Annotated in this window: 10 protein-coding genes; 6 read left to right on the top strand and 4 right to left on the bottom strand. The window is 45.3% G+C overall.

Translation table 11 applies throughout. The features are described from left to right. Positions 1 to 206 precede the first annotated feature (206 nt). Entirely contained in the window at positions 207 to 1,178 is a 972-nt protein-coding gene (locus C0033_RS15900; RefSeq protein ID WP_103228876.1) for a reverse transcriptase family protein, read from the top strand. 127 nt (positions 1,179 to 1,305) lie between these two features. Here C0033_RS15900 and C0033_RS15895 read toward each other — a convergent pair whose 3' ends face one another. Both C0033_RS15895 and C0033_RS15890 read right to left on the bottom strand, forming a co-directional pair. Next, entirely contained in the window at positions 1,306 to 2,211 is a 906-nt protein-coding gene (locus C0033_RS15895; protein ID WP_103228875.1) for an amidohydrolase family protein, read from the bottom strand. Positions 2,212 to 2,250: 39 nt separating this feature from the next. Further along, positions 2,251 to 3,648: an alpha-glucosidase/alpha-galactosidase gene (locus C0033_RS15890; protein ID WP_103228985.1), complete on the bottom strand. Its 1,398-nt coding sequence runs from the start codon at positions 3,646 to 3,648 to the stop codon at positions 2,251 to 2,253. 204 nt (positions 3,649 to 3,852) lie between these two features. On the opposite strand from C0033_RS15890, the gene C0033_RS15885 reads away from it, so the two are divergent. Then, positions 3,853 to 4,707, top strand: coding sequence for an AraC family transcriptional regulator (locus C0033_RS15885; protein ID WP_103228874.1), 855 nt, complete (start codon positions 3,853 to 3,855; stop codon positions 4,705 to 4,707). Here C0033_RS15885 and C0033_RS15880 read toward each other — a convergent pair. Further along, positions 4,704 to 6,230, bottom strand: a complete 1,527-nt coding sequence (locus C0033_RS15880) for a response regulator (protein ID WP_103228873.1) — start codon at positions 6,228 to 6,230, stop codon at positions 4,704 to 4,706. The two genes, C0033_RS15885 and C0033_RS15880, sit on opposite strands and share 4 nt — an antisense overlap. Before the next feature lie 23 nt (positions 6,231 to 6,253). Continuing rightward, positions 6,254 to 8,002: a sensor histidine kinase gene (locus C0033_RS15875; protein WP_103228872.1), complete on the bottom strand. Its 1,749-nt coding sequence runs from the start codon at positions 8,000 to 8,002 to the stop codon at positions 6,254 to 6,256. Positions 8,003 to 8,215: 213 nt separating this feature from the next. On the opposite strand from C0033_RS15875, the gene C0033_RS15870 reads away from it, so the two are divergent. From C0033_RS15870 to C0033_RS27125, 4 genes are all read left to right on the top strand, one after another. Continuing rightward, positions 8,216 to 9,592 carry an extracellular solute-binding protein gene (locus C0033_RS15870; protein WP_103228871.1) on the top strand — a complete coding sequence of 459 codons (1,377 nt, stop codon included), beginning with the start codon at positions 8,216 to 8,218 and terminating at the stop codon, positions 9,590 to 9,592. Between the two features lie 93 nt (positions 9,593 to 9,685). After that, positions 9,686 to 10,597 (top strand): sugar ABC transporter permease, encoded by a 912-nt coding sequence (locus C0033_RS15865; RefSeq protein WP_103228984.1) that lies wholly within the window; start codon positions 9,686 to 9,688, stop codon positions 10,595 to 10,597. A gap of 6 nt (positions 10,598 to 10,603) precedes the next feature. After that, entirely contained in the window at positions 10,604 to 11,449 is an 846-nt protein-coding gene (locus C0033_RS15860) for a carbohydrate ABC transporter permease (RefSeq protein WP_103228870.1), read from the top strand. A 443-nt stretch (positions 11,450 to 11,892) separates the two neighbouring features. Further along, the gene (locus C0033_RS27125) at positions 11,893 to 12,123 is read left to right on the top strand and encodes a hypothetical protein (protein WP_103228869.1); all 231 of its coding nucleotides are present in this window, start codon (positions 11,893 to 11,895) and stop codon (positions 12,121 to 12,123) included. The last annotated feature ends 60 nt before the right edge of the window (positions 12,124 to 12,183 follow it).

The raw sequence follows: 12,183 nt of genomic DNA, 5'->3' as shown, positions 1-12,183 counted from the left end.
AACCGGTTTGACTGAAAGGATTACCGGCCCGGCGGCGAGTCGCCGCCGGGAACATGATATTCGGAACAAAGTCTGTATATGCTGCGAAGTACATCTGCACACTATGGTGTGCTTACGCCTACGGCTTGTACATCTCCGCATATACAGTATCTTCTTTTTCAGTATTGCGCCTGCTGTATTTATATTACAGGAGGCATTGGGGTTAAATGTCGGATTTATGGAAATATTGTACAGAAGAACAGTGCAGGCAGTTTCTATTGTCGCTGGAACTCGTTGGAAAAGACGGGTGGACAGATGACAAGAAGCTGGCCTGCCTTTATGCTGTCAGCAATCATGTGGAAGAACATTACCATACGGCGGTTATTAAAAAGAAAAATGGAAAGGAACGCCTTTTGTTGGTTCCGGACCCACTTTTAAAGGGAATCCAGCGGCAGATTCTGCACAATGTTCTGGAAGAACGTCCCATTTCCAAGTATGCCATGGCTTATCATAAGGGCGCAAGCCTGAAGGATAATGCGGCGCCGCATGTGGGAAAAGAGAAGATACTAAAACTGGATATGGAGAATTTTTTTCAAAATATTCTATTTAGCCAGGTTTTGCAGAGCGCGTTTCCGGGAAAATATTTTCCTCCTTCTGTGGGCACTTTGCTGACGTATCTGTGCTGCTATTACGATTATCTGCCCCAGGGCGCGCCGACTTCTCCGGCCATTTCCAATTTGGTTATGAAACCGTTTGATGAATCCATGGGGAAGTGGTGCGAGGAGCGGGGAATTGCTTACAGCAGATATTGTGATGATATGACATTTTCAGGGGATTTCGATGCGGATATGGTGAAACGGAAGGCCGGAGCATTTCTTAATCACATGGGATTTTGCCTGAACCATAAAAAGACCAGGATTATCACCAGAAACAGGCAGCAGAACGTGACCGGGGTGGTAGTGAACTGTAAGCCGCAGGTGTCAAAAGAGTATAGAAGGAAATTAAAACAAGAAATATATTATTGTAAGAAATATGGGATTTTGGGGCATTTGGAGAGAATTGGAGATAAGAAATATTTGGAGTTGGGGGATGCGGGAATTGAGAAGTATAGGCTGAGGCTGATTGGAAAAATGAATTATGTGTTTCAGGTAAATCCGGAAGACAAGGAATTTCGAGGGTACCTGAAGGATTTTGTTTGATTTAATTGGAGAAAGTTACGCTTGGCGGCCTGGCCTTTTCGGAAGGCGGCCAGAAGAGATAAAAATTAAAGTAAAACGTGAAGGCATTTTCAAAAATGCCTTCACGCTTGATGTAAAAAATTCCATATTAAAAGTAGACGCCCGCCGCGTTATCATAAAATATCTTCTGTTTCTCTTCCTCACTAACCATCTCATTCCCGGAAACAAACTCAATAAAATGCTGATAACTGTCCCGCGTCATTGCGGAAGGCATATCGCTTCCCCACATGAGCCGGTCTGAACCAGCGATATCCAGTCCGTACCGGACATATTTCCTAGCCGTCGGATATGGATATGTCTCCGGTTTGCTGTTTAAGCAAAGCGCCGCAATATCAAACCAGACATTCGGAAGCGCCAGTTTTTCCAATGAACGCTTTAACAGATCATCATCCTCCAGCTGGGGAGCCAGAAGATGACAGATGACGAATTTCATCTCAGGATACCTTAAAACCGCCTGCCTTAAAGCGTCCACCTGCCAGCAGTTATTTCTGGGTCGGCCGATATCGATGACAAAGGTCAGGCCGTTTTTGGCTGCGTGGCTGTAAACATCGTGCATGAGATCTCCGTCCAGGTCTACGGTGGGGTGATAGCTCATAAGACCGGAACCATTGCTGACCTCAAATTTTATGATCTTAAAGCCCAGTTCTCCGAAGAGGTGTTCACGGATGCGTTCCTTTTCTCCACAGAAGGGGTCATAGGTGGCGGCGCCTGTGAAACGGTCCGGATATTTCTGCATGGCTTCATAGGTATAAAGATTTTGGAAACCAAAGTAATTTCCCTGTAAAAGGACGGCTTTTTCCACGTGATGAGCGTCCATAACCTTTAAAAGAGCTTCCGGCGTGGCGTCATATTCGCCGATTTCAGGAGGAATCATGGGAAAGGATTCTCCTGTGGCATAGACGGCCCGTCCGCCGCCGCAGGCTCTAAGCTCCCCCTGGGAGCCGGTGCCTGCAATATACTGCACGACATGTGCATGTGCGTCTATTATTTTCATAAAATGATCCCCGCGAATAAGAATAGCTGAGCGTGATAATTAGTTCCAGCCTTCCGGCAGATATTTGATGGTGTTCTGAATCATCTCATCGGCCAGTTTTTTGATATCTTCTTCGCTTGCGCGTCCCTTTACAAGAGGATCGTTGGAGAATGCTTTGTAAACCAGTTCTTTATCACAGGTTAAAGCTGCTTTCAGCACGGTCTCGTGGTTTTCCACATGAGGTGTGATGAGAGACAGGACGTCGGAAGGAATCTCGCCTGCAATCAAAGGTTTGATGGAATTACGGCTGAATACGGCGTTTGTTTCCACAACTGCGCCGGATGGGAGATTAGGAATCTGAAGTCCGACGTTAGGGATGTTGACATTGCTGACAACGCGGGTAAGGCCGCAAAGCGCTTTGATTAACAGGATTCCCTCTTCTCCTGAAGGTTTCAGCTCAATCTGTTCTTCTCCGTTTACAAGGCGCGCGCTCTTGGCAAGACGTTTCTGTAAGTCGTTCTTTCTCCAATCAACTGTGGTTAAGCCGAATTTCCAGCTTTCCACTGTCTCAGGATCTTTCAGGTATTCATCTCCGGGCATGAACTCGGCCAGATGTCTGTCTCCGGCAGCTGCGATCAGGCCATAGCGGCGGAACAGATCGAATTTAACGCGGTGTGCGCAGTTGAAGCTGCTGTTTGCCCAGTTTTTATCAGCCTCATTATAGCCCTCTTCATAATGGCTGTCTATGTATTCTTTGTACACTGGAAATAAGTCAATTCCCTTGTAAGACGCCTGATCAAACCAGGTGAAATGGTTGATGCCCAGAACATTTACAAAGATATCAGCGCGGTTTACGTCTTTTAAACCAAATGTCTCTTCGCAGATGCCTTTTAAAACTTTCTGTGTTCCGAATACTTCATGGCAGCAGCCGAAAGCTTTGATCTGAGGGAATACATGGTATAACGTCTTCACGCATAAGGTCATTGGGTTTGTATAGTTGATAACCCATGCTTCCGGTGAATACTCTTTAATCGCATTTGCGATGTCTATAAACATCGGGATGGTGCGGAGTGCGCGGATGATTCCGCCGGGGCCTGCGGTATCGCCTACGGACTGATAGATGCCAAGGCGTTCAGGCAGATGTACATCGGAAGCCATCTCGTCAAATGTTCCGGGAAGGATGGAGATTACAACAAAATCCACGCCTGTTAACGCTTCTTTGATGGTATCACATGTGGTATAGTTCCATTTTCCGGTGGTATCTTCTCTGGCTGTCAGGGCATTGCCGATGGTTTCATTGTGCTTTGCAGCTTCCGGGTCAATGTCGTATAAACGGATGGTGCCGCTTAAAGAATCATCCATGGATAAGTCAGTCATAAAGGTCCATGCCCAGCCTCTTGATCCTCCGCCGATATAGGCGATATTAACATCTGATACTTTGTTGTCTGCGTATTTCATCTTAACCTCGTTTCCGCCGCTTTCAGCAGCTTGATTATTTGCAGTGCCGTAATTGTTCAGCAGTATCTGGAAAAAACTTCTGTACAACACTGATTATCTAATAGCTATTTTACAACAATATAGTATAATAATCTTATAAAATACTGCCTGTTTTTAACAAAACCATACTTTTGGCTACAAACTGGAAAAATAGTGAGGGATAATATGATACAAAATGTATTTATGGAAGAGATGGAAGGATTTATGATCGAACGGGTGATCCGGGATGAGGAGTATTCCATGCAGTACAGGCATTTTCATGACGGATATGAGATGTATTTTTTGATGGAAGGAGAACGGTATTATTTCATTGACAAGGAAACTTACCGGGTGGAAAAGGGGATGGTGGTGCTGGTAAAACGGAACCAGATCCACAAAACCAGCATGGCACAGAGCTCTTATCATGACAGAATTCTGGTGCATTTGAGAGGAGAGGTATTTGATTCATTTTTAAAGGCCAACGGGCTGTTCAGTTTAGAAGAGCTGTTTTCCGGGAATTACGGCGTGCTGGGAATCAGCCCGGACGATTGGAAGATAATCGAGCAGCAGCTTCTGCAGATCCGTCAGGAACTGCGGCAGAAACGGGGAAATTATCAGATGATGGTGAAAATGAAGATGGCCGAGATTCTTCTTTCCCTGTACCGTTACAGAAAAACCGCCAAGTTTACACAGGAAAATCAGAAAGTGCTGACTGCGAAACATCAGAAAGTCCATGAGATAGCCGACTATCTGCTGAATCACTGCGAAACCAATGAAAATCTGGAGGAGCTGGCCGCCAGGTTCTATATCAGCAAATCCTATATCAGCCGCATTTTTAAAGAAGTGACCGGATTTACCATCAATGAATATCAGAATGCGAGCCGCGTGCAGCAGGCAAAACATCTGCTGCTGCACAGCGAATATTCGGTGACCGAAATATCGGAGCGCCTGGGGTTTGAGAGCATCACTTATTTTGAACGGGTATTTAAAAAATATGTGGATGTTACGCCCCTGAAATACCGGAAAAAAGGGACGTTTTAACTTCCGCCGTTCATCTTTTTTGCATAGGCGCTGGGGGTCATTCCCGTATTTTTCTTGAATATCTGGCTGAAGTACTGGGGATTGTTGCCGCAGCCCACCTGCTCCGCCACATACTGTATTTTTTCCGAATCGCAGCCGGTGAGCAGTTCTTTTGCCTTTTGGATTCGGAGTTCGGTCAGAAAATTGGAAAATTTGCTTCCCGTTTCCTTGATGAATTTCTTGCTGACATAGTCCACGTTCATATAGAGGTAATTTTCAGCGATCCATTTCAGCGTGAGGTTGGGGTTTGACAGGTGGTCGTTGACATAGGCGATGGTTTTGTCAATCAGATCCCCATGGCTGGAAGGCTGGGCGGCGGCTTCCCTCAGCATCTCCCTTAATTTTTCAGTCAGCAGGGAGCGGATGGTAGTAACGTCCTGAAGCTGATTTAATTCCAGCATCAGTTCCGTGGCGACGATAGGGGAGCAGAGGGCCAGATTGGTGGAAAAACGGATCAGGATATTGGAAGCCAGCTGCTTTAAAAATTCAGCATTGGTGATTCCGTTGAGGATATCCGTCAATTCTCCGAATTCCTTGGTATGTTCCGCGTCGGCGGCGCCTGAGATGCGGACGCAGAGGCTTTCTACCAAAAGAATCAGGCTTTTATAATTGCAGGTGGGAACCGGATGAGGCCCGTTCATGCAGTAGATGGTTCCGTAGCGCCGCACTTTATTGAGAATCGTGGACAAAAGGATTCCCAGATTCTCATAGGAAACCCGTTTGTAGGAGAGATCCACGGCCTGCTCCTCAAAGCTCAGCTCTTTTAAAAATTCTTCTAAAGCAGAATATTCCCGCTGGTAGCTCTGGAAAAACAGAAGCAGAGTGTTGTGGACATAGATACCGTGCAGCGGAATGCCAGGCGCATTTTTCCGGTGAAAGATGTGCAGCTGTTCAAAACATTCGCTCAGATTATCCTCCTCTAAAAAGTACACATAATACAGTTCATATCCGGTGGAAGAGAAGTCCAGAAATCGGGAATAGGTTTCAAAGATGGAACCGTAATCCCCTTCCGATGCCACGCCTTCATTGATAATGCTGGAAATAATATTGGTATGAAGGTTATCCAGCAGAAGTTTTTGCTGCTGCTGCATCCGGTGGGTTGCGCGTTTATGGTAACAGTCGTCTATGACTTCCTTTACACTGGCAATGATCTGTTCTTCATTGCACGGCTTTAGCAGGTAATGCCTGAGCCCGTATTTCATGGCTTCTTTGGCATAACTGAATTCTCCATAGCCGGACAGCAGGATAAACTGGGTGTCCAAATCGGTTTGCGAGATTTTCTGAACCAGTTCCAGCCCGGACAGTCCGGGCATCTTAATGTCTGTGAGCACGATATCAGGTGACTCATCCAATATCATATTATAGGCTTCGATGCCGTCTTTGCAGACTCCTGCCAGCTCAATTCCTATGCTGTTCCAATCGATAAGATGGGAAATGGTTTCCCGGATGATTCTCTCGTCATCGGCGATGATTAATTTTAACATGATATTGACCTCTTTTCTGCATCCTATTCTTTTGGGATTGTAACCATGGCCACTGCCAGGTCATCCTGATTATATAAAGTGAGCCCGTATCCGTCTCCAAATGTAAGCTTTAACCGTTTATCGATGTTCAAAAGCCCGATTCCGAATCCATGGGGCGTGATCTCATTGGTTTGCAGCTTTTCCAGCAAATGATCCTCAAACAGGGAGCCGCTGTTGGTTACATAGATGCGGAGACGGTTGTCCACACAGTCCGCCGCCACACAAATGGAGCATTCTTCTGTCATTTCTTCCAAACCGTAATGAATGGCATTTTCCACCAAAGGCTGTATGGTCAGTTTGGGAATGGTTGCAGTCAGCAGTTCTTCCGGAACATGGACCGAAAATTCCAGCCGTTCTTCAAACCGTATCTTTTGTATGGTCATATAACTCTGAACCAATTCCAGTTCCTGTTTCAGGGTGAAAATGCTCTCTTTCTTATTCAAAGTAACGCGCAGTAAAGCGCCCAGCGCCTCTACCATAGAGGAAATCTCCGTCTCCCCGATGGCCTTGGCCCGCCAGTTGACGGATTCTAAGGTGTTGTAAAGAAAATGGGGGTTGATCTGATTTTCCAGCGCTTTTAACTGCGCCTCTTTTTTCAGCAGTTCATTTACATAATTGACTTGAATCAAATGCTGTATTTTGTAGGCCATATGGTCAAACTGCCGGTGCAGCAGCCCCAGTTCGTCGTTCCTCGTGCTGTAATCGTAATTCACGTTCGGTATGGTGGTCTCGTCCTTTCCAAAGGCCTTCATCTTATCCAACAGGGTGTTGAAATGAAACACTACGGAATTGATCAGCCGCCTGGACAACAGCAGGGTAAATATAACGCAAACCAAAATGATGGAAATGCAGAGAATCTGGGATAACCGCAGCGCGGCGGTCATGGAATCGTAGGATACCAGACAGATATAATCCCAATCATAGTTGGGAATCCGCCCCTTTACGGCAAAATAATTGTGCTTATCCAGGTTTAAAATATCATAGGAACTGTTTAGGGAAGACTTAATATAACCGGCCTGTTCCTCCGTAAAATTCTTGGAATGATAGATCAGGTCATCTCCGTCAATCAGCAGATAGGAGGCGTCCTCATACTGGTTGGAAAACTGGGTGGCCGACTTCACCATAGCGTCGATATCCACGCATACTAAAAGAGTCCCCAGATGATCCAGCCGCGTCTGTTTGATCCGGCGGATATCCCGCCCGAGAAACAGGCCGTATTCGTCATTATAATTGCTGAACCAGCAGACCGCTCCCTGTTTTTCTTCCGCATCCAAAACCAGCTCTTCAAGAATTTCCTCCGGAACCCGGTCTGAATAGTATTTATTCGAATATGTAGTGAAATAATCGTTATAAAGATTGATAAAGGACAGGTTATTGGCCTTAAAACTCTGGTAATATTCAGGAATTGTGGCATTCAGCTCCTGAAATGCCTGTGTTCTCTTAATATAATCATGAGAATCCTTAATAATGGACAGGTTGGACTGGATTCCTGCATGAGACAGGATCATATAAGACATGGTTTCTATATTGTCCAACCGGTTGGAAATGTCCGTGGCCGAATAAGAAAGCGATCCGGCTATGGTATTGTAGAGCAGTTTTTTATTGGAAGATGAGGTAATCTGTATGCCGATCAGAGCAGAGGCGGACAGCAGCACAATACTGATTAAGGTTATGGAAAATATCTTTTTTTTAAGTGGAAGGTTGGAAATCGATGTTTTGATGCGCTGCATCATAATCTTTTATCCCCTTTCGTTATATTGAATTGACAGTATTTTAGTGATGATTCAAATTATATATAATTTAGGAAATAAAAACAAGTTCACACACAAAATGGTCGGTTTTTTCTAATTTGAACTCGGTTTTGTCAGATATACAAATGAAAATAGGGCATTTATAATAAAAATACAAAGCAGCGAAAACAAAATAACAAAATGGAGGACGTATTTATGAAGAAGAAAATGGCTTTAATCATGGCTGGTTTAATGACGCTCGGTTCATTGACCGCATGCGGGGGCTCAAAAACATCGTCAGAAACGCCGGCAGCAAGCCAGGCAGCATCATCAGAGGCCGGCAGCGCAGGCACTGCTGCGGCAGACAACGGCGCAGCAAGCGGCGATTCCGTAAACCTGATCTTTTCCTGGTGGGGCAACCAGACCAGAAATGAGAGAACACAGGCGGTTTTGGACATGTATACAGAACAGAATCCTAACGTGACATTTGACGGACAGTTCGCTGAGTGGGCGGATTACTGGAACAAACTGGCTACCGCTTCAGCAGGCCACGCCCTTCCTGATATCGTTCAGATGGACTATAAATATCTGGAACAGTATGTGAGCAACAATCTTTTGGTTGATTTAACGCCATACATAGAGAGCGGAGTTATTGATGTGAGCAATGTAGACGAGGGAATCCTTAATTCCGGTAAAGTTGGAGACGGTATCTATGCGATCTGCAACGGTATCAATGCACCGGCCCTTCTGTACAACAAAACTCTTTTAGATGAAAATGGAATCACAGTAAAAGACAACATGACAACAGACGAATTTATGGATCTTTGTCGTGAAGTTTATGAAAAAACCGGATATAAAACAAATGTGGCATACAATAACGGCGATAACCTGATTGAATACACCATGAGAGCAAATGGAGAAATCCTGTTTGAAAAGGATAAATTAGGCGTGGCATCTCCGGAATCTCTGGAAGCATTTTTCAATTATTATGAAGTCGGAATGAAAGAGGGATGGCATGTAGACCCAAGCATCTTCGCTGAGAGAACCATCGGTTCTGTTGAGCAGGAGCCATTGGTATACGGCACAAATCCTGAAACAATGTCCTGGTGTGCATTCTACTATTCCAACCAGCTGACCGCTATGATGAATGCAGCTCCTGAAGGAATGGAAATCGGAATGACAACATGGCCTTCCGCTGACCCTGTAAAATCAGATTACCTGAAACCAAGCCAGTTCTTTGCAGTAACCGTTGACAGCAAAAATCCGGAAGAAGCGGCTAAAGTGCTGAACTTCATCACCAATTCCGAAGAATGCAACAACGTGCTGTTAGGCGAGCGCGGCGTGCCGATCTCAAGCGTAGTGGCAGATGCAATCGCACCTCAGATGAGCGAAGGCGATCAGGAAGTTATCAGATATATCAACGAAGTGGTAACACCAAACTCTTCTACGATCAACCCTCCTGCACCGGACGGAGCAAGCGAAGTTTATGATCTGATCGATAAACTGGAAGAGAGACTGTGCTACGGCGAAATCACCGCAAAAGAAGCTGCTCAGGAATTATTTGAACAGGGTAACAAGATTATGGCACAGTAAAATTTAGAATGGTAAATGATCTGCCTGGTACGAAACATGGTTTTGTACCAGGCAGGATTTTAAGAGTCAATTATGCGGGGAGAAGGAAAGACCATGAAGAATAAGAAAGAATTTAACCTCAGAAGTTTCCTGAATAAAGAGAGTTCGGCCGGTTTCGTGTTCACTCTGCCATTTACCATAGGCTTTCTGTTATTTATGGTTGTACCTATGGGAATATCGCTCTATTATTCGTTTTGTGATTACAATATTTTATCACCGCCTGTATTCGCAGGCCTGAAAAACTACATAAAGATGTTTACCGATGACAAGACATTTTTCAAAACAATCGGAGTTACCTTTTATTTTGCTTTAGTATCGGTGCCTCTCCGTCTGGTATTCGCTCTGCTCGTAGCGATGATCCTGCTTAAAACCACAAAGGCAACCGGATTCTACCGCGCGGCTTACTACCTGCCTTCCATTATCGGCGGTTCCGTAGCCGTATCAATCCTTTGGAAACGAATGTTCGCAACAGATGGCGTAATTAACACCTTATTGGGCGTTGTGGGAATCCACACCAGTTTTTCCTGGCTGGGCAATAAAAATACCGCGATCTGGACTTTAATCATATTGGCCGTATGGCAGTTTGGTTCATCCATGCTCATCTTCCTGTCCTCTTTAAAACAGATTCCTACTACGCTTTATGAGGCGGCAAGAGTGGACGGAGCCAACAAATTTTCACAGTTTTTCAAAATAACGCTTCCGCTTTTAACACCGACAATTTTCTTCAATCTGGTTATGCAGATGATTAACGGTTTCCTGGCATTTACCCAGTGCTTCATTATCACGCAAGGAAAACCGATGAACTCCACATTATTCTATACCGTTTATATGTACCAGCAGTCCTTTGAATTCTACAACACAGGATACGGCGCGGCTCTTGCCTGGGTTATGCTGGCAATCATCGGTATGGTGACGGCGGTTCTGTTCGCAACGAAAAAATTCTGGGTTTACGATGAAGGAGTGTGATGACCGATGAAAGAAAAAAGAATGATTGGAAAAGTAATCTATCATATTCTGGTCTGCGGCTTTGGAATTATCATGATCTATCCGCTGATCTGGATGATTATGAGCTCCTTTAAAGAGAGTAAAACCATATTTACCACGGCGGGAACTCTGATACCGGAACATTTTACATTTGCTAACTATGCTACCGGCTGGAAGGGATTTGCAAAAATCGGCTTTGGAACGTTCTTTCAGAATTCTTTCTTTATCGCCGTTGTAGCTACCGTAGGAACCATTATTTCTTCCGCATTTGTAGCTTATGGTTTTGCCAGATGTAAATTCCCGGGACGGAAAATACTATTCGTGGCAATGCTTTTATCCATGATGCTTCCGGCTCAGGTTCTCATGATTCCCCAGTATCTGTGGTATCAGAAACTTGGCTGGGTGGGAAGCTACCTCCCTCTGACCGTACCTTATTTCTTCGCCATTCAGGGATTCTTCGTATATCTGATGATGAACTTTATCGAGGGAATCCCTACGGAACTGGACGAGGCGGCCAAGATCGACGGCTGTTCCTATTACAGCATATTCGCAAGGATTATCGTTCCGTTAATCACACCTGCTCTCGTAACGGCAGGCATCTTCTCCTTCATGTGGAGATGGGATGATTTCCTTTCCGCCCTTTTGTATGTAAACGAATCAGCAAAATATCCGGTCAGCTTAGCGCTGAAACTGTTCTGTGATCCGGGCTCTTCCTCCGATTACGGCGCGATGTTCGCAATGGCTACGCTGTCCATCTTACCGGCAGTTTTGATCTTCATCTTCTTCCAGAAATACCTGGTGGAAGGAATCAGCACTTCCGGATTGAAAGGCTAAATACAGGAAATCTTTATTTGGTTAACTAAGAAACGCCGGAAAGAAGGGGAAACCTGGGCGGGCGGCGGACATAGAGAAAGACAGGGGATTCGGGTTACGACCCTAAGAGATACTAGGCCGCCAAGAGCGGAAAAGGGCAGCGCGGCGCCATTCACGATGAACTCTTTATGACTTCATCGTTCAGTGGCGCCTCAAATACTGATTCGGAATTCAGTATTTGTCTGCCTTTTTCCGCTCTTGCCGACCAAGTATCACTAAGGGTCTGCACACGATCCCCTGTCTTTCTCTATGTCCGCCGCCCGCCCAGGTTTCCCCTTCTTTCCGGCTGTTGCTTGGCTGGCTGAGGAAAAAAGATTTGCTGGATGGGAGAGTAGGTTTTTACATTAAGGGTGAAGGCATTTTCGGAAAAGCCTTGAGGATTTAATGTAAAGGGTGAGGTGATTTTGCGAAAAGCCTTAACGTTTAAAGTAAAACCTGAAGTCGTTTCTGAAAATCCCTTCATCATCTATGTAAATTTGGCTTTATGTAAATACCAATGTATAACATTGTTTTTAACCAGGCTAGCGAAAACCAGCACGGAATGGGGAGGCGGAGCCGGAAGCCAACGGTCGGAAGGGCTGTCCGGGCCGGGGAAGGAAGATGCAGCCAAATGGGATCGTATGGAACCCCTGTAGTGCTACTTAGGTCCGTAAGGACAGAACGAGGCAGGTAGAAACTGAATTCCGAATCAGGTT

This window comes from Clostridium sp. chh4-2 (genome assembly GCF_002899675.1).
Classification (GTDB): domain Bacteria; phylum Bacillota; class Clostridia; order Lachnospirales; family Lachnospiraceae; genus CHH4-2.
The sequence above is the reverse complement of the archived record's forward strand: the minus strand, read 5'-3'. Positions and strand labels throughout refer to the sequence as shown.

Coding starts and splice junctions, on each gene's coding strand:
- C0033_RS15900 (WP_103228876.1), top strand. CDS start 207: ATGTCGGATTTATGGAAATATTGTACAGAAGAACAGTGCAGGCAGTTT.
- C0033_RS15895 (WP_103228875.1), bottom strand. CDS start 2,211: ATGAAAATAATAGACGCACATGCACATGTCGTGCAGTATATTGCAGGC.
- C0033_RS15890 (WP_103228985.1), bottom strand. CDS start 3,648: ATGAAATACGCAGACAACAAAGTATCAGATGTTAATATCGCCTATATC.
- C0033_RS15885 (WP_103228874.1), top strand. CDS start 3,853: ATGATACAAAATGTATTTATGGAAGAGATGGAAGGATTTATGATCGAA.
- C0033_RS15880 (WP_103228873.1), bottom strand. CDS start 6,230: ATGTTAAAATTAATCATCGCCGATGACGAGAGAATCATCCGGGAAACC.
- C0033_RS15875 (WP_103228872.1), bottom strand. CDS start 8,002: ATGATGCAGCGCATCAAAACATCGATTTCCAACCTTCCACTTAAAAAA.
- C0033_RS15870 (WP_103228871.1), top strand. CDS start 8,216: ATGAAGAAGAAAATGGCTTTAATCATGGCTGGTTTAATGACGCTCGGT.
- C0033_RS15865 (WP_103228984.1), top strand. CDS start 9,686: ATGAAGAATAAGAAAGAATTTAACCTCAGAAGTTTCCTGAATAAAGAG.
- C0033_RS15860 (WP_103228870.1), top strand. CDS start 10,604: ATGAAAGAAAAAAGAATGATTGGAAAAGTAATCTATCATATTCTGGTC.